This is a genomic window from Mycobacterium intracellulare ATCC 13950 (assembly GCF_000277125.1).
In the GTDB taxonomy this organism is placed as follows: Bacteria; Actinomycetota; Actinomycetes; order Mycobacteriales; family Mycobacteriaceae; genus Mycobacterium; species Mycobacterium intracellulare.
In genome coordinates, this window is record NC_016946.1 from 1,023,727 (window position 1) to 1,040,830 (window position 17,104).

Genomic DNA, 17,104 nt, shown 5'->3' on the forward strand with positions numbered 1-17,104 from the left:
GTATGGGCCTGCGGGCCCTTAATTTATGACCTGCTGCTAAATGAGTGGTTGCTGAGGGTTGGGTAGCGCGCGTTGAGTGTATTGACAAAACTTCATCAGAATCCTTCGCCGATGTTGCGTCTCGTGGTCGGAGGGCTGCTGGTAGTCCTGGCATTCGCGGGCGGATATGCGATCTCGGTGTGCAAGACGGTGACGTTGACCGTCGACGGTGTCGCCATGCAGGTGAAGACCATGAAGTCGCGGGTCATCGACGTCGTCGAGGAGAACGGCTTCGTCATCGACGACCGTGACGATTTGTACCCCGCCGCCGATGTCGCGGTTCACGACGCCGGCAAGATCGTGCTCCGGCGCAGCCGCCCGTTGCAGATCTCGCTGGACGGCCATGACACCAAGCAGGTGTGGACCACGGCGTCCACCGTCGACGAGGCGCTGGCCCAGTTGGCGATGACCGACACCGCCCCCGCCGCGGCCAACCGCGGTAGCCGCGTCCCGCTGGCCGGGATGGCGCTGCCCGTCGTCAGCGCGAAGACGGTCCGCATCAACGACGGCGGCGCCGTGCGCACGGTACATCTGGCGGCCCCGAACGTCGCCGGCCTGCTCAGCGCCGCCGGCGCGCCGCTGCTCGAGAGCGACCAGGTGGTGCCCGCCGCGACGACGCCCATCGTCGAGGGAATGGAAGTCCAGGTGACCCGCAACCGGATCCAGCAGGTCACCGAGCGGATCCCGTTGCCGCCCAACGCCCGCCGGATCGAAGATCCGGAAATGAACATGAGCCGCCAGGTGGTCGAGGACCCGGGCAGCCCCGGCACGCAGGACGTCACCTTCTCGGTGGCCACCGTCAACGGGGTCGAGACCGGCCGCCTGCCGATCGCCAACACGGTGATCACGCCTGCCCGCGAATCGGTGGTACGAGTCGGCACCAAGCCCGGCACCGAGGTGCCGCCGATCAGCGACGGCTCCATCTGGGATGCGATCGCCGGTTGTGAGGCCGGCGGAAACTGGGCGATCAACACCGGCAACGGGTATTACGGCGGTGTGCAGTTCGACCAGGGCACGTGGGAGCGCAACGGCGGGTTGCGGTTCGCCGCCCGCGCCGACCTCGCCACCCGCGAGGAGCAGATCACCGTCGCCGAGGTGACCCGAGAGCGCCAGGGTTGGGGTGCGTGGCCAGTGTGCAGCGGAAGAGCTGGTGCGCGCTGACCATCCGGCTACTCGGGCGCACGGAGATCAGGCGGCTGGCCAAAGAACTTGAGTTTCGGCCACGGAAATCGCTCGGCCAGAATTTCGTCCACGACGCCAACACGGTGCGCCGAGTGGTGTCGACCTCCGGGATCGGTCGGTCCGACCACGTCCTGGAAGTAGGCCCCGGCCTCGGTTCGTTGACGCTCGCGCTGCTGGACCGGGGTGCCCCCGTCACGGCCGTCGAAATCGATCCGGTGCTGGCCGAACGGTTGCCGGACACCGTCGCGGAGCACTCGCACAGCGAAATCCAGCGCCTGAGCGTGCTCAACCGCGATATCTTGACCCTTCGCCGTGACGAACTGGACGTCCAGCCGACCGCCGTGGTCGCGAACCTGCCCTACAACGTCGCGGTCCCGGCGCTGTTGCACCTGCTCGCCGAGTTCCCGTCCATTCGGGTCGTGACGGTCATGGTGCAGGCCGAGGTCGCCGAACGCCTTGCCGCCGAACCCGGCGGCAAGGAGTACGGCGTGCCCAGCGTGAAGGTTCGCTTCTTCGGCACGGTTCGCCGTTGCGGCACGGTCTCGCCGACCGTGTTCTGGCCGATTCCCCGCGTCTACTCCGGACTGGTTCGCATCGACCGGTACGCGACCTCGCCGTGGCCCACCGCCGACGCGTTCCGGCGTCAGGTGTTCGAGCTGGTGGACATCGCCTTCGCTCAGCGCCGCAAGACCTGTCGCAACGCGTTCCTGGACTGGGCCGGCTCGGGCAACGAGTCGGCGGATCGGTTGCTGGCCGCCAGCATCGATCCCGCGCGCCGCGGCGAGACGCTCTCGATCGACGACTTCGTGCGGTTGTTGCAGCGCTCCGCCGATCGCTCCCACAGCGCCGCCGCGACGAGCCCCCACACCACCTCGGCCGGCTGAGCGCCGAAAGTCCGGGCGCCGCTACGTGGTCGGCCGGTCGCAGCGATAGTCTGCTGCGGTGTCCGCGTCTGACGGCAATACCGCTGCGGCTTGGGTGCCCACCGGGTCGGTCACCGTTCGGGTGCCCGGAAAAGTCAACCTCTACCTGGCGGTCGGTGACCGCCGCGAGGACGGCTATCACGAGCTGACGACGATATTTCAGGCCGTCTCGCTGCTCGACGAGGTGACCGTGCGCAATGCCGATGTGCTCTCACTGCAGATCGTCGGCGAGGGCGCCGACAAACTGCCCACCGATGAACGCAACCTCGCCTGGCAGGCGGCGGAACTGATGGCCGAACACGTCGGCCGGGCACCGGACGTGTCGATCATGATCGACAAGTCGATACCGGTGGCCGGCGGCATGGCCGGCGGCAGCGCCGACGCGGCGGCGGTGCTGGTCGCCATGAACTCCCTGTGGGAACTCAACGTGCCCCGCCGCGACCTGCGCATGCTCGCCGCGCGGCTGGGCAGCGACGTGCCGTTCGCGCTGCACGGCGGCACCGCGTTGGGCACCGGGCGGGGTGAGGAGCTGGCGACGGTGTTGTCGCGCAACACCTTCCACTGGGTTTTGGCGTTCGCCGACAGCGAGCTGCTCACGCCGGCCGTCTTCACCGAACTGGACCGGCTCCGGGAGGCGGGGGACCCGCCGCGGCTGCCCGCGCCCGGGCCGGTGCTGGCCGCCCTGGCCGCCGGCGATGCCGAGCAGCTGGCCCCGCTGCTGGGCAACGAGATGCAGGCGGCCGCGGTCAGTCTGAATCCCGGTCTGCGGCGCACGTTGCGGGCCGGCGTGGACGCCGGCGCGCTGGCGGGCATCGTCTCCGGCTCGGGCCCGACGTGTGCCTTCTTGTGCCCCTCGGCCGCCGCGGCGGTCGACGTCGGCACCGAGGTGTCCGGAGCGGGGGTGTGCCGCACGGTGCGGGTCGCCAGCGGGCCGGTGGTCGGGGCGCGGGTGGTCCCCGCGCCCACCGAGGTGTGAATATTTTCCCATTTTGCGCATTAGTTTTGCGCTTCCCTAAGAGGAGCTTAAGATAATGCGCGGTGACGGGAAGCGTTGAGCAAGATCACTTAATTCCATCGTCCGCCGGGCGCGCCGGCGGGCGATTAATGCATACGGCCCGACAAGGTTTGTCGGGCCTGTTTCACGCTTGCCGGGCGACCGGCCGCCGCCCTGGTGCGGCGGGCGGGGGCGCATCACCGATCCGAGACCTAACCGCCGCCCAACCGTGTTTGCGTGCTTGCGGCGAAGTATTACCCAGCGGGCGGAATATGAGATTTCGGGCGTTGGGACGAGGGCTGGAACCGAGGAGGTTTTTGTGAGCAGGTTTACCGAGAAGATGTACCGCAATGCCCGGTCCGTGACGACGGGCATGGTTACCGGTGAACCCCACGAACCAGTCCGCCACACCTGGGGCGAGGTCCACGAGCGCGCGCGTCGTATCGCGGGTGGCCTGGCCGCCGCGGGCATCGGGCCCGGCGACGCGGTCGGCGTGCTCGCCGGCTTCCCGGTGGAGATCGCGCCGACGGCGCAGGGCCTGTGGATGCGCGGCGCCAGCCTGACCATGCTGCACCAGCCCACACCGCGCACCGACCTGGCCGTGTGGGCCGAGGACACCATGAACGTCATCGGCATGATCGAGGCGAAGGCCGTTGTCGTGTCGGAGCCGTTCCTGGTGGCCATCCCGGTGCTCGAGGAGAAGGGCATCAAGGTCGTCACGGTGGCCGACCTGCTCACGGCGGAGCCGATCGACCCCGTCGAGGTCGGCGAGGACGCGCTGGCGCTGATGCAGCTGACGTCCGGCTCGACCGGTTCCCCCAAGGCGGTGCAGATCACCCACCGCAACATCTACTCCAACGCCGAGGCGATGTTCATCGGCGCCCAGTACGACGTCGACAAGGACGTCATGGTGAGCTGGCTGCCCTGCTTCCACGACATGGGCATGGTCGGCTTCCTCACCATCCCGATGTACTTCGGCGCCGAGCTGGTCAAGGTCACCCCGATGGACTTCCTGCGCGACACGCTGCTGTGGGCCAAGCTCATCGACAAGTACAAGGGCACCATGACCGCGGCGCCCAACTTCGCCTACGCGCTGCTGGCCAAGCGGCTGCGCCGGCAGGCCAAGCCCGGCGATTTCGACCTGTCGACGCTGCGCTTCGCGCTGTCCGGCGCCGAGCCCGTCGAACCCGCCGACGTCGAGGACCTGCTCGATGCCGGCAAGCCGTTCGGCCTGAATGCGTCGGCGATCCTGCCGGCCTACGGCATGGCCGAAACCACGCTGGCCGTGTCGTTCTCGGAGTGCAACGCCGGTCTGGTCGTCGACGAGGTCGACGCCGACCTGCTGGCCGCCCTGCGTCGTGCCGTGCCGGCCACCAAGGGCAACACCCGCAGGCTGGCTACGCTCGGTCCGCTGCTGCAGGATCTCGAGGCGCGCATCATCGACGAGAACGGCGATGTGATGCCGCCCCGCGGGGTCGGCGTCATCGAGCTGCGCGGCGAGTCGCTGACGCCCGGCTACCTGACCATGGGCGGCTTCATCTCGGCCCAGGACGAGAACGGCTGGTATGACACCGGCGACCTCGGCTACCTGACCGAGGAGGGCCACGTGGTGGTGTGCGGCCGCGTCAAGGACGTCATCATCATGGCCGGCCGCAACATCTATCCGACCGACATCGAGCGCGCCGCCTGCCGCGTCGAGGGGGTGCGGCCCGGCTGCGCCGTCGCGGTGCGCCTGGACGCCGGCCACTCCCGCGAGACGTTCGCCGTGGCCGTGGAGTCCAACGCTTTCCAGGACCAGGCCGAGGTGCGTCGCATCGAGCACCAGGTCGCCCGCGAGGTGGTGGCGGAGGTCGACGTGCGGCCGCGCAACGTGGTGGTGCTCGGTCCCGGGACCATTCCGAAGACGCCGTCGGGCAAGTTGCGCCGATCCAACTCGGTCACCCTGGTCACCTAGGGTTTTGCCCTTACCAGGCGTGGACGCGGTTCTGCGCGGGCTCTAACCCCAGTTCGATCAGCAATTCGGTTGCGTCCGCGGCCTGTTCGCAGATCGTGGGGACTTCGGTGCGCTCGGCGGCATTGAAGTTTTCCAGCACGAACGCCGCCGGATCTTTGCGTCCCGGCGGACGGCCGATGCCGATGCGGACCCGCTGAAAGTCCTTGCTGCCCAGGGCGTTAGCCAACGAACGCAGCCCGTTGTGGCCGCCTTCGCCGCCGCCGATCTTGAGCCGGATGCGGCCAAAGTCCAAGTCGAGATCGTCGTGGATGACGATGATGTCGCCCGGCGTCACCGAGTAGAACTTCGCCAGCGGGCCGACCTGGCGGCCGGATTCGTTCATGTAGCAGCGCGGCTTGGCCACCACCACCGAGTGCCCGACGAGGCGGCCGCTGACGATTTCGGCGCCGGAACGCTTGTGCGCCTTGAACTTCGATCCCATCCGTGCCGCGAGCAGGTCGGCGACCATGAACCCGACATTGTGTCGGGTGCGGGCGTAGTTGTCTCCGGGATTGCCCAGGCCGACCACCAGCAACGGCTCGGCCATGTTGCGATCCGCCTACTCGGACTCGGCTTCGGAGGCCTCTTCTTCGCCGGCCTCTTCGGCTTCGCCCTCGGCCGGCGCGGCCTCCTCGGTGACCTCGCCCGCGCCCTCTTCGGCCAGCTCCTCGGCCGTCGGCGCGTTAACCACGTTGACCACAAGCATTTCCGGGTCGGAGATCAGGTTGACGCCCTTGGGTAGGGAGATCTGTCCGGCGGTGAACTGGGTGCCGGGCTCGGTGTCCTCGACCGACACCGTCAGCTGCTCGGGGATCGACATGGCGTCGGCCTCGACCTCGATGGTGCTGGTTTCCTGGGTCACCAGCGTGCCGGGCGCGGCGTCGCCCTCGATGACGACGCGGACCTCGACGACGACCTTCTCGCCGCGCCGCACGACCAGCAGGTCGGCGTGCTGAATGGTGCGGCGGATGGGGTGGATGTCGAGCGACTTGGTCAGCGCCAGCTGCTCCTTGCCCTCGATGTCGAGGGTCAGCACCGCGTTGGTGCCGGCGTGCCGCAGCACGGCCGCGAAGTCATGGCCGGGCAGTTCGAGGTGCTGAGGGTCGGCGCCGTGGCCGTAGAGGACGGCCGGGATCTTGCCGTCGCGGCGTGCTCGCCGGGACGCACCCTTGCCGGTCTCGGCGCGCACCGTGACCTTGAGCTGGTTGAGGGTTTTGGCAGCCATCGTGTCGCTCCTGTGTGTGCTCTGTGGTTCGGGGCACGGCCAGGGTCGCGACAGATCGTCGGTCTCCGTCGATAACGGTGCTGGCCAGCCAGCCACCCTCGCCGTGACGCCCGGTCAGGTTAGCGCATGTGCACCTCAGAGGGGAAATTCGGCGCCGGGCGTGGTCTCGGCGCCCGGCACGGAGCGCGTGGTCGGGCGCGGACGCCACGCTTGTCACTCCTGTCACTCCCGTCGCTTCTCCGGGAGATGTTGCAAGTGCCCACCTCCGAGCGACAAAGGGCGTCGCGCGGAAAGCGCGGCGCGGTGCGGACGGCGACGCGCGGTGCGGACGGCGAGGCGCGGTGCGGACGGCGAGGCGCGCTGCGGACGGCGAGGCGCGGTGCCGCCGGGGTTGCGCGCCGGCCGACGCCGGGATTGCGCGCCGGGTGCGGTAAGGGTTGCGCGCCGGCCGACGCCGGGATTGCGCGCCGGGTGCGGTAAGGGTTGCGCACCGGGTGTCGCCGGGTCCGCCCGCCGGGTTGCGCGCCGGGCGGCCGCGGTTGTCGCTCGGAGGTGGGCAAAAGGCCCATCCCCTCGGCCAGGGACACCTGGGGCCAGCGTGACCCATGTGACTTCAGAGGGGGAATTGCGTCTTCGTGAGCTGCTCGGACAGCGCCCACAGCTCGGCGGCCATGGCCGCGTCCTTGGCCCGCCGGCTCCGCCCCACCGGTTGGGTGCGGCCCAGATAGCCGAATCGCGGGCCGACGAAGGTGTCGCCGGGCAAATCCTGCGACGCCGCGTACAGGGTCTGCCGCGCGCCGAAATCGGCGTCGGTGGCGACCACCCGGGTCGCGGCCGACATCAGCGCGTCACCCAACTTGCGGCCCGAGGCGCCCTGCAGGTTGGTGTGCGAGTAGCCGGGATGGACCGCGATCGCGCGCAGCGGGGATCCGGCCGCGGCCAGGCGTCGCTGTAACTCGCTGGTGAACAGCAGATTGGCGAGCTTGGACTGGCTGTAGGCCAGCCACGGCGAGTACCGGCGCGCCTGCCAGTTCAGGTCGTCGAGCCTGATGCGTCCCGGCCAGTGCGCCATCGACGACACGGTCACCACCCGGTCGCTCAGCTTGGGCAGCAGCAGGTTCGTCAGTGCGAAATGGCCCAGGTGGTTGGTGCCGATCTGGCTCTCGAAGCCGTCGACGGTCAAGGAGAACGGGGCCGCCATGATGCCGGCGTTGTTGATCAGCACGTCGGCGGTGCCCACCCCGTCGGCGAACCGGCGCACCGACGACAGGTCCTGTAGGTCGAGTTCACGCACCTCGACCTGGCCGGCCATGGTCCGGGCGGCGGTCTCGCCCTTGCGGATGTCGCGCACGGCCATGACGATCGTGGCCCCGCGGCGCGCCAGTTCGCGTGCGGTCACGGCGCCCAACCCGCTGTTGGCACCGGTGATGATGACGGTTCGTTCGGCGAACGACGGAAGGTCTGCGGCGGTCCAGTTCGTCATGGCTGAACAGTACCGACATCGAACGCCAGCGGCAGGGTCGTCGGTCCGGTGATGCCGCTGATGGCTTTCCACGGTGCCGGTCCGGTGCGGCGGGGGTTGGGCATGCGTCGGGTGATCACCCGCAGTGCCTCGGTCAATTCGAGGCGCGCGAGGTGGGCGCCGAGGCAAAAGTGCACGCCGCCACCGAAGGTGAGCATCGCCGGCGGGTCTTCACGCGTGATGTCGACGCGGTCGGGCCGGTCGTACACGCTCGCGTCGCGGTTGGCCGCGGCGGTATTGGCGAGCACCAGGGTGCCGGCGGGAATGCACACCCCGGCCAGCTCGACGTCTTCGACGGTTTCCCGGATGGTGCCGAAAACGATTGGGTAGTAACGCATCAGCTCGTGAACCGCGTTGGCGGCCAGCTCGGGATGCTGGGCGAGCAGCGCCCACTGATCGGGCTGGTCGGCCAACACCTGCACCGCCGCGGCGAGCTGGTTGCGGGTGGTGTCGGTTCCGGCACCGAGCAGCGTCGCGCACAGCATGAGCAGTTCGTCGTGGGTGAGCCGGTCTCCATCGTCTTCGCTCCGGATGAGCTCCGAAATCAGGTCGTCGGACAGCGACGCGCGCCGCCGCGCGATCAACTCCTCGAGGTAGGCGTCGAGTTGATCCCACGCGGCCAGGATCGCCGGGCCGTCTTCGGCGACGTTCCAATCGAAGATCTTCTTGATGTCATCGGTCCAGTCGCTGAACAGGTGCCAATCCTCCGGCGGCGCACCCAGCAACGCGCAGATGACCGGCGTCGGGTAGCGGCGAGCGATGTCGGCGACGACGTCGCAGTGCCCCGCCTCGGCGAGCGGGTCGACCAGGCCGTCGATGATCTGGATGACGAGGGCGCGCAGCCGCTCCGCGCCCCGCGGTGCGAAGGCCTTCGACACCAGGCGGCGCAGCCGGTGATGTGCGGCGCCGTCGAGTCCGAGGATGTTGCTGATGGCCCTGTCCCACAGCGGGCCGGAGGTAACGCCTTGCAGGCCGAGCCCGAGGCCGTGCGCGGTGACGAATCGGCTGTCGCGCAACACCGTCCGGACCAGCTCGTAACTCAACACCTCCGGTCCGTGCGGGCCGACGGCGATCGGTGACAGCTCGCGGGCGTCGTCGATGACGCGGTGCGCCGCGTCGGGATCGGTGAGGTGATCATAGGCAATGACGGGTAGGCCGGCGTCGAAAACGTTCGGGCATCCGCTGATGAGAGTGGTCATGGCAGTCGACTATCCGGCGCCGCGCTGCAAAGACCATCCGCCCTGGCGCGTAGATCTACGGCCCGGGGGTCGTAGATCCGCGCGCCGCGCGAAGGCGATCTGCGCGTATTGGCCGATGTTTTGCCTAGTCGGCGGAGGCGATGCTGACTAACATGAGCCAACATGCGGAAATACCGTCGCTAACCTGGGACGATTTGGGCGTGGTCGAGTTGCTGCCGACCGGAACGGTGACGTTGCTGCTGGCCGATGTCGAGGGCTCGACGCGGCTGTGGGAAACGCGGCCCGAGGAGATGACGGCCGCGCTGGTCCAGCTGAACAAGACGGTGAACGAAGCGATCGCCTCGCACGACGGGGTGCGCCCGCTCGAACAGGGTGAGGGCGACAGCTTTGTGGCCGCCTTCGCGCGGGCGTCCGACGCGGTGGCATGTGCGCTGGAGTTGCAGCGGGCCCCGCTGGCCCCGATCCGGCTGCGCATCGGAATCCACACCGGCGAGATCCAGCTGCGCGACGACGCCAACTACGCCGGCCCGACGATCAATCGCACCGCGCGGCTGCGCGACTTGGCGCATGGTGGCCAGACCGTGTTGTCCGGGGTGACCGAATCGCTGGTCGTCGACCGCCTTCCCGAGGACGTCTGGCTGGCCGATCTGGGCAGCCATCCCTTGCGGGACCTCCCGCGTCCCGAACGGGTCGTGCAGGTGTGTCATCCGGACCTGCGCAACGAGTTCCCGCCGCTGCGCGTCCGCACAGCTGTTGTGGCGCAGAACCTTCCCGCCCAGTTGACGAGCTTTGTCGGCCGCCAAGCGCAACTGGGCGAATTGCGGGACATCGTCACCGCCAACCGGCTGGTGACGCTGACCGGAGCCGGCGGCGCGGGAAAGACCAGGCTGGCCGTCGAAAGCGCCGCACGAGTGGCCGCGGACTTCTCCGATGGGGTCTGGTACGTCGACCTCGCGCCGATCACCATCCCGGAAGTGGCGCCGGTGACCGTCGCCCGCACGCTGGGACTGCCCGATCAACCGGGCCGCTCCACCATGGATCTGCTCGTTCGGTTCTTCGGCGACAAGAAGATCTTGCTGCTGCTCGACAACTGTGAGCACCTGCTTGACGCATGCGGCGCGATGGCCATCGAATTGCTGGCGGCCTGCCCACAATTGACGATCCTGGCCACCAGCCGCGAGCCGCTGGGCTTGCCCGGGGAGCTGAGCTGGCGGGTTCCGTCGCTGTCCCTTGCCGACGAGGCCATCGAATTGTTCACCGACCGGGCGCGGCGTGCCCGCCCCGAATTCGTTGTGACAGAGGAAAACCGGGCACTGCTCGAGCAGATCTGCGAGCGTCTGGACGGCATGCCATTGGCGATCGAGCTCGCCGCCGCGCGGGTTCGGGCGCTGTCGTTGCATCAGATCGTGGACAGCCTGCATGACCGGTTCCGGTTGCTCACCGGGGGTGCGCGCACCGCGGTGCGCCGCCAGCAGACGCTGCGAGCCTCGGTGGATTGGTCGCACGCGCTACTGACAGAACCGGAGCAGGTGCTGTTTCGGCGGCTGGCCGCGTTCGCCGGCGGTTTCGACCTGGATGCTGCCCAAGCCGTCGGCGCCGACAGCGATGTCGAAAGCTACCAGCTGCTGGATCAATTGAGCTTGCTGGTCGACAAATCTCTCGTCGTCGCCGACGACACCGCAGACGGGATGCGCTACCGCTTGCTGGAGACGGTGCGCCAGTACGCCCAGGAAAAGCTCGGCGAATCCGGTGAGGCCGACGAGGTTCGCACGCGCCACCGCGACTACTACACGACCCGGGCCATTGACTTTGAGTCACATGGGTTGAGCGGCCTTGAGGCGCTGTTGAATTGGGCACAGAGCGAAATCGACAACCTGCGAGCCGCCTACAGCTGGAGCCTGGAGAAATCCGAGCCGGAGATTGCGCTGGAGCTGGTGTCCGCGGTACAGCAGGTCTGGATCCGCTGCGGGCGGTTCCGGGAAGGACTGGCGGGGTTCGACGCGCTCTTGACTGACGAAACGCGATCGCACGTCACGCCCGCGGCCTGGGTGCGCGGGGTCGCCTATCACGGTGTGCTGTGCGCGTGGGCGGGGGCACGCGGGGATGTGGACCGTTCCCGCGAGGCGTTGGCGATCGCTCGTGAGCTCGACGTCCCGGCGTTGCTCGCCCTGGCCCTGGTCGGGCGGGGCGGGTTGGCACTCTACGAGGTCGACAAACTGGAGTCCTACGTTGACGAGGCCATCGACCTGGTTCGTGCGATCGATGATCGGTGGAGTCTGTGTCAGACTCTTGCCTATCTGGCGGTGACGAATTGCTATGCAGGTGAACCAATTCCGATGCGGGCGGCGGCGGAAGAAGGACGTGACCTTGCCGACGCGCTCGGCGACCGGTTCTTCTCCCGGAACTGTCGGACGTGGTTGGGTCTCGCGCTGTGCATGCAGGGCAATCTCACCGAGGCGCAAGAGGTCCTGCATGCGTTGGCCGAGGAAGCAGAGGCTGCCCGCGATCTCCCGATGACGGTCTTCGGTCAAGTGGGCTATGGACAGGTGCTCGCCTTCCAGGGGCGGGCGGCCACCTTGTTAACCTCGGCGCGATCCGCCTTCAATGCCGCCGAGGCGATGGGTGGACTCTACGGAGACACCATGTATGCGATGTTTGCGCATGCGGCCCTGATTACCGGCGATGGCGCGGGCGCACGGCAGGCAGCCGAAGAGGCGTGGCGGCATACGGTTCCGGCGCGCGAGCTCTACGCGAGGTGTTTCAATCCGATGGCTGAGGCCGCGCTGGCATGCGGTGACGTCGCCGCCGCCCGCCGTTGGGTCGATGACACCGTCGCGATGGTCCCGGGTTGGCACCAAATGGGTGCGCGAACGGTGCGGGCGCACATCGCGTTAGCCCAGGGCGATCTCGACCAGGCCGAGCGCGACGCACACGAAGCCCTCGTGATCGCCGCCCGCACCCAGGGATATCTGCGGGTGGCCGACGCGTTGGAATGCCTCGTCCGATTGGCGGCCGACGTCGGCACCCATTCATACGGGGCCCGCCTGCTCGGCGCGTCGGCCGCGATCCGCGAGCGCATGGGTCATGCCCGCTTTGCGTTGTATCGGGAGGGCTACGACTCGGCAGTGGCGGCCATACGAGAAGGATTGGGGCAGAATGCCTTTGACGCCGCTTGGGCGGAAGGGGCCGCGCTGTCCACCGAAGAGGCGATCGCCTACGCGCAACGCGGGCGTGGCGAACGCAAACGCCCGAGTAGCGGCTGGGAATCGCTGACGCCCATGGAGAACGATGTGGTACGTCTGGTCCGTGAAGGCCTGGGCAACAAGGAGATCGGCGCGCGGCTTTTCATCTCGCCGCGCACCGTCCAGACGCACCTCACCCACGTCTACTCGAAGCTCGGCCTGACATCCCGGGTCCAGCTGGTGCAGGAAGCGGGCCGTCGCTCCTGAATTTACTTCGCCGCGACGACGAATCCGCGGATGATCGCGTCGATGTCCGTCGACTCCGCGGCGGCCTGGTTGGCCATGCTGGTGATGGTCAGCTGCACCAGGTAGCGCTTGTGGTCCGGCGGCGGCCCGGTGGGGATGACGATGCGGTTCCAACTGTGTAGCCGTATGCCGTCGAGGTCGTAGCTGCCCTGGATCATCGACGACGGGAAGCCGCTGTACGGCGTGCCCGAGGCGTCCAGCTGCTTGAAGTTCTCGAACAGGCGCGCATCGTCGTTGCCGTGCTTGATGACTTCGGCCGGGTCGAAATCCCCGTTCAGCTGGAAGGCCACCAGCCGCGCCGTCGGAAATTTACCGCCCTTGGAGATGATCAAGGTTTGCGGTGTGATGTTGGGACTGGTGAACGGCGCCCAGCCCTGCGGCGTCGGGATCGAGATCGTCAGGCCGGGAACGGATTCCGGTGCCACGGGTTGGCCGGTCACCCCGATGCTTTGCAGATACTGCGACAGGGGGACCGGCTTTGCCGTCGGGGTGGTGGTAGAGGTCGTCGGCGTCTTCGACAAGATCGATTGATAGTCAGGAGCTTTCGGGGCGCACCCGGCGGCCGACACGGCCAGTGCAACTATCGCGGCACCGGCCGCGCAGCTGCCGAACCGATTCACAGAATCTCGCGGACCGCGTCGATCGGGCGGGCAAGCCGAGTGCCCTTCGTCGTGACGACGAAGGGCCGTTCGATCAGGATCGGGTGTTCGACCATGGCGTCGAGCAATTGCTCATCGGTCGCGTCGGCGAGATTGAGCTCCTCATACAGCGATTCACGCTTGCGCACCGCCGTACGCACGTCGATGCCGGCGTCGCGAATCATCTTCACCAGCTCGGCACGCGACGGCGGGTTCTTCAGGTACTCGACGACTTCGGGCTCAAGGCCGCTGTCGCGCAACAGGTCCAGCGTCTTGCGGGAGGTGCTGCAGCGGGGGTTGTGGTAGATGACGGTGTCGGCCATTTAGGCGTCCCCGTCGAACAGCCCTGTGACCGAGCCGTTTTCGAACACAGCACGGATGGTGCTGGCCAGCAGTGGCGCGATGGACAGGACCGTCAGCTGCGGGAAACGCTTCTCCTCACCGATCGGCAAGGTGTTCGTCACGATCACCTCCCGGGCGCCGCAGCCGGCCAGCCGCTCGGCCGCCGGGTCGGAGAGCACACCGTGCGTCGCGGCGATCACCACGTCGGCCGCGCCGTCGTCGTGCAGCAGCTTGACCGCGCCGGCGATGGTGCCACCCGTGTCGATCATGTCGTCGATCAAGACGCAGGTGCGTCCCGCCACCTCACCGACGACGCGGTTGGACACCACCTGGTTGGGCACCCGCGGGTCGCGGGTCTTGTGGATGAACGCCAGCGGGACACCGCCCAGGGCGTCGGCCCATTTCTCGGCGATGCGCACCCGGCCGGAGTCGGGGGAGACGACCACCATGTTGCCGTCGGGGTAGTTGTCCCGGATGTAGCCGGTGAGCAGGTTCTGCCCGCGCATGTGATCGACGGGCCCGTCGAAGAAGCCCTGGATCTGATCGGTGTGCAGGTCGACGGTCACGATCCGGTCGGCGCCGGCGGTCTTGAGCAGGTCGGCGACCAGGCGCGCCGAGATCGGTTCGCGGCCGCGGTGCTTCTTGTCTTGGCGGGCGTAGGGGTAGAACGGCATGACGGCGGTGATCCGCTTGGCGCTGCCCCGCTTGAGCGCGTCGATCATGATGAGCTGTTCCATCAGCCAGTTGTTCACCGGCGCCGGCGCCGACTGCAACACGAAGGCGTCGCACCCGCGGACCGATTCGTGGAACCGGACGAAGATCTCGCCGTTGGCGAACTCGCGCGCGGTCTGCGCGGTGACGTGGACGTCGAGCTCCTTGGCCACCTGCTCGGCCAGCTCGGGGTGCGCCCGACCGGAGAAGAGCATCAAATTTTTGCGGTTATCGGTCCAGTCGTGGCTCACCGTGCTGCCCTTGCCGTTCGGATCCCAATGGAAGTGCCCATCGTACGAAGCGAATCGTACGGAAATGTGGCCGGGTTGCCAGCTACCGACGTCACGATGTCTGTTCGGTTTCTGCGGCGGGCGGCTGGCCGGTGGCCTTTTCGGCGGCCTCGGCCGCTTGCGCGGCGGCGCTGCCGGGGCGCTTGCGGTGCACCCAGCCCTCGATGTTGCGTTGCGGACCTGCGGAGACCGCCAGCGTTCCCGGCGGGACGTCGTTGCGCACCACGGTGCCCGCGCCGGTGTAGGCGCCGTCGCCGACCGTCACCGGAGCCACGAACATGGTGTCCGACCCGGTGCGGACGTGCGAACCGATGGTGGTCCGCCGCTTGGATTCGCCGTCGTAGTTGACGAACACGCTGGACGCGCCGATGTTGCTGTGCTCGCCGATGTCGGCGTCCCCGACATAGGTCAGGTGCGGCACTTTGGAGCCGGTGCCGATGGTGGAGTTCTTGGTCTCGACGAACGCGCCCAGCTTGCCGTCGTCGCCCAGCACGGTGCCGGGCCGCAGGTAGGTGAACGGGCCGACGGTGGCCCCGGCGCCGATGGACGACGAGGTGCCGTGGGTCCGCACCACCGAGGCGCCGTCGCCGACGCTGACGTCGGTCAGGGTGGTGTCCGGGCCAACGACGCAGTGCCCGCCGACCTGGGTGCGGCCCAGCAGCTGAGTCCCGGGGTGGATCACGGTGTCGCGGCCGATCGTCACGTCGACGTCGATCCAGGTGGTGGCCGGGTCGACGATGGTGACGCCGGCCATCTGGTGGGCGGCGACGATGCGCCGGTTGAGCTCGGCGCCCAGCTGCGCGAGCTGGACCCGGTTGTTGACGCCGGCCACCAGCGCGCTGTCGTCGACGTGGCGGGCGTGGATCGCCAGGCCGTCGCCGCGCAGGATGGCGATGACGTCGGTCAGATACAGCTCCTGCTGGGCGTTGTTGGAGCTCAACCGGTTCAGCGCCGAGCGCAACGCCGCGATGTCGAAGGCGTAGACACCGGCGTTGACCTCGCGGATCTCGCGCTGGGATTCGGTGGCGTCGGCGTGCTCCACGATCGCCGTGACCTCGTTGTCCTGGGTGCGAAGGATGCGGCCGTAGCCGCTGGGGTCGGTCAACGTCGTGGTCAGCACCGTGGCCGCGGCCGGCGCCGCGCTATGGGCGGCGATGAGGTCGGCGAGGGTGTCGGCGTCCAGCAGCGGGGTGTCGCCCGAGGTGACGACGACCACCCCGGCGTAGTCCTCGGGCAGCGCGGACAGGCCGCACAGGACGGCGTCGCCGGTGCCCCGCGGCCGGTCCTGCAGGGCCACGTCGATCGGGCGTCCGAGGGCGTCGGCCCAGTCGGCGACGAGCGGGGCGATGCGCTCGTGATCGTGGCCCAGCACCACGGCCAGGTGCTGCGGCGCCACCTTGGTGATCGCGTGCAGGAGGTGGGACAGCATGCTGCGCCCGCCGATGGTGTGCAGCACCTTCGGGGTGTCCGACCGCATCCGGGTGCCGGGCCCGGCCGCGAGCACCACGACCGCGGTATCACCAGGAGACGACATCAACCCTCCTTTTCGGGTTCGTCCCGCGCGGGCTGCGCGCGGAAGCGCCGACACGCCGTCAAGCGTGTCACCTCATCTGCGGTGAAGGCAAAAAATCGAGCCGCGGGAGACCCGCGCTCGATTCGGAGGAAGCTCCGTCGCCAGGACTCGAACCTGAACTATCTGAACCAAAATCAGAGGTGCTGCCGATTACACCACGACGGATCGCCAAGAAGACTTTAGTCGGCTTAGTCGGATGACGATGCGGGGCGCTTGCGGCCCGAGGAGGAATCCGACAATCCGGGCCTAGTCGGATGACGATGCGGGGCGCTTGCGGCCCACCGAACCGCCCACCGCCCGATACGCTGATTGACGTGGCCGTGCTGGACCCCCAAACGCAAAAGGAACCGGACAAGGAGGTTCGGGCGCCGCGCGCGCGGATGACCGGCACCGAACGTCGCCAACAACTCATCGGCATCGCGCGTTCGCTGTTCGCCGAGCGCGGGTATGAAGGCACCTCGATCGAGGAGATCGCGCTGCGGGCCAACGTGTCCAAGCCGGTCGTCTACGAGCATTTCGGGGGCAAAGAGGGCCTCTATGCCGTCGTCGTCGACCGGGAGATGTCGGCGCTGCTGGACGGCATCACCTCGTCGCTGACCAACAACCGCTCCCGGGTGCGGGTCGAGCGGGTCGCCCTTGCCCTGCTCACCTACGTCGAAGAGCGCACCGACGGCTTCCGGATCATGATCCGCGACTCGCCGGCCGCGATCAGCTCGGGCACCTACTCGAGCCTGCTCAACGACGCCGTCAACCAGGTCAGCTCCATCCTGGCCGGTGATTTCTCCCGTCGCGGCCTGGATCCGGGGCTGGCTCCTCTCTACGCCCAGGCGCTGGTGGGCTCGGTGTCGATGACCGCGCAGTGGTGGCTCGACACCCGCGAGCCCAAGAAGGAAGTGGTGGCCGCGCACCTGGTCAACCTCATGTGGAACGGGCTGATCGGGCTGGAGGCCGACCCCCGCCTGCAGGACGAGTAGACCGCGACGGG

General features: G+C 68.2%; 14 protein-coding genes and 1 tRNA gene. 6 read left to right on the plus strand and 9 right to left on the minus strand.

Annotation, left to right across the window (positions count from 1 at the left end):
* The first annotated feature begins 72 nt into the window (after positions 1 to 72).
* From OCU_RS30075 to OCU_RS30090, 4 genes are all read left to right on the plus strand, one after another.
* Positions 73 to 1,200, plus strand: a complete 1,128-nt coding sequence (locus OCU_RS30075) for a resuscitation-promoting factor (protein WP_201368248.1) — start codon at positions 73 to 75, stop codon at positions 1,198 to 1,200.
* A complete protein-coding gene (gene rsmA, locus OCU_RS30080; protein WP_014379327.1) occupies positions 1,164 to 2,105 on the plus strand; it encodes a 16S rRNA (adenine(1518)-N(6)/adenine(1519)-N(6))-dimethyltransferase RsmA in 942 nt (313 codons plus the stop codon). The genes OCU_RS30075 and rsmA overlap by 37 nt, the downstream gene beginning before the upstream one ends.
* Before the next feature lie 58 nt (positions 2,106 to 2,163).
* Positions 2,164 to 3,120: a 4-(cytidine 5'-diphospho)-2-C-methyl-D-erythritol kinase gene (locus tag OCU_RS30085; protein WP_044059200.1), complete on the plus strand. Its 957-nt coding sequence runs from the start codon at positions 2,164 to 2,166 to the stop codon at positions 3,118 to 3,120.
* 337 nt (positions 3,121 to 3,457) lie between these two features.
* Positions 3,458 to 5,092, plus strand: a complete 1,635-nt coding sequence (locus tag OCU_RS30090) for a fatty acyl-AMP ligase (protein WP_008254197.1) — start codon at positions 3,458 to 3,460, stop codon at positions 5,090 to 5,092.
* Between the two features lie 10 nt (positions 5,093 to 5,102).
* On the opposite strand, the gene pth is transcribed toward OCU_RS30090, so the two are convergent.
* The 4 genes from pth to OCU_RS30110 form a co-directional block, all read right to left on the minus strand.
* Positions 5,103 to 5,678 carry an aminoacyl-tRNA hydrolase gene (gene pth, locus OCU_RS30095; protein ID WP_008254198.1) on the minus strand — a complete coding sequence of 192 codons (576 nt, stop codon included), beginning with the start codon at positions 5,676 to 5,678 and terminating at the stop codon, positions 5,103 to 5,105.
* Between the two features lie 12 nt (positions 5,679 to 5,690).
* On the minus strand, positions 5,691 to 6,356 hold the full coding sequence (locus tag OCU_RS30100; protein WP_008254200.1) for a 50S ribosomal protein L25/general stress protein Ctc: 666 nt from the start codon (positions 6,354 to 6,356) through the stop codon (positions 5,691 to 5,693).
* Between the two features lie 613 nt (positions 6,357 to 6,969).
* The gene (locus tag OCU_RS30105; protein ID WP_014379330.1) at positions 6,970 to 7,839 is read right to left on the minus strand and encodes an oxidoreductase; all 870 of its coding nucleotides are present in this window, start codon (positions 7,837 to 7,839) and stop codon (positions 6,970 to 6,972) included.
* A complete protein-coding gene (locus tag OCU_RS30110; RefSeq protein WP_009952965.1) occupies positions 7,836 to 9,077 on the minus strand; it encodes a cytochrome P450 in 1,242 nt (413 codons plus the stop codon). The genes OCU_RS30105 and OCU_RS30110 overlap by 4 nt, the downstream gene beginning before the upstream one ends.
* A 152-nt stretch (positions 9,078 to 9,229) precedes the next feature.
* On the opposite strand from OCU_RS30110, the gene OCU_RS30115 reads away from it, so the two are divergent.
* Positions 9,230 to 12,526 carry a helix-turn-helix transcriptional regulator gene (locus OCU_RS30115; protein WP_080587958.1) on the plus strand — a complete coding sequence of 1,099 codons (3,297 nt, stop codon included), beginning with the start codon at positions 9,230 to 9,232 and terminating at the stop codon, positions 12,524 to 12,526.
* Between the two features lie 2 nt (positions 12,527 to 12,528).
* Here OCU_RS30115 and OCU_RS30120 read toward each other — a convergent pair whose 3' ends face one another.
* The 5 genes from OCU_RS30120 to OCU_RS30140 all read right to left on the minus strand — a co-directional run bounded on the left by OCU_RS30120 (position 12,529) and on the right by OCU_RS30140 (position 16,284).
* Positions 12,529 to 13,185: an LpqN/LpqT family lipoprotein gene (locus tag OCU_RS30120; RefSeq protein WP_041787030.1), complete on the minus strand. Its 657-nt coding sequence runs from the start codon at positions 13,183 to 13,185 to the stop codon at positions 12,529 to 12,531.
* Complete coding sequence (gene arsC / locus OCU_RS30125) at positions 13,182 to 13,526, minus strand: arsenate reductase (glutaredoxin) (RefSeq protein ID WP_008254208.1); 345 nt, start codon at positions 13,524 to 13,526, stop codon at positions 13,182 to 13,184. Before arsC ends, OCU_RS30120 begins: the two co-directional genes overlap by 4 nt.
* On the minus strand, positions 13,527 to 14,507 hold the full coding sequence (locus OCU_RS30130) for a ribose-phosphate diphosphokinase (RefSeq protein WP_008254209.1): 981 nt from the start codon (positions 14,505 to 14,507) through the stop codon (positions 13,527 to 13,529).
* A gap of 91 nt (positions 14,508 to 14,598) precedes the next feature.
* Positions 14,599 to 16,080, minus strand: coding sequence for a bifunctional UDP-N-acetylglucosamine diphosphorylase/glucosamine-1-phosphate N-acetyltransferase GlmU (glmU, locus tag OCU_RS30135; protein ID WP_014379333.1), 1,482 nt, complete (start codon positions 16,078 to 16,080; stop codon positions 14,599 to 14,601).
* Between the two features lie 132 nt (positions 16,081 to 16,212).
* Positions 16,213 to 16,284: transfer RNA gene (locus OCU_RS30140), tRNA-Gln, on the minus strand.
* 215 nt (positions 16,285 to 16,499) lie between these two features.
* Between OCU_RS30140 and OCU_RS30145 the strand changes: the two genes are divergently transcribed.
* Entirely contained in the window at positions 16,500 to 17,093 is a 594-nt protein-coding gene (locus OCU_RS30145) for a TetR/AcrR family transcriptional regulator (protein ID WP_008254212.1), read from the plus strand.
* Positions 17,094 to 17,104: the final 11 nt, after the last annotated feature.

Excerpts from the sequence above, each read along its gene's own strand:
- pth (WP_008254198.1), bottom strand. The coding sequence starts at position 5,678 with ATGGCCGAGCCGTTGCTGGTGGTCGGCCTGGGCAATCCCGGAGACAAC.
- OCU_RS30100 (WP_008254200.1), bottom strand. The coding sequence starts at position 6,356 with ATGGCTGCCAAAACCCTCAACCAGCTCAAGGTCACGGTGCGCGCCGAG.
- OCU_RS30105 (WP_014379330.1), bottom strand. The coding sequence starts at position 7,839 with ATGACGAACTGGACCGCCGCAGACCTTCCGTCGTTCGCCGAACGAACC.
- OCU_RS30110 (WP_009952965.1), bottom strand. The coding sequence starts at position 9,077 with ATGACCACTCTCATCAGCGGATGCCCGAACGTTTTCGACGCCGGCCTA.
- OCU_RS30115 (WP_080587958.1), top strand. The coding sequence starts at position 9,230 with ATGAGCCAACATGCGGAAATACCGTCGCTAACCTGGGACGATTTGGGC.
- arsC (WP_008254208.1), bottom strand. The coding sequence starts at position 13,526 with ATGGCCGACACCGTCATCTACCACAACCCCCGCTGCAGCACCTCCCGC.
- glmU (WP_014379333.1), bottom strand. The coding sequence starts at position 16,080 with ATGTCGTCTCCTGGTGATACCGCGGTCGTGGTGCTCGCGGCCGGGCCC.
- OCU_RS30145 (WP_008254212.1), top strand. The coding sequence starts at position 16,500 with ATGACCGGCACCGAACGTCGCCAACAACTCATCGGCATCGCGCGTTCG.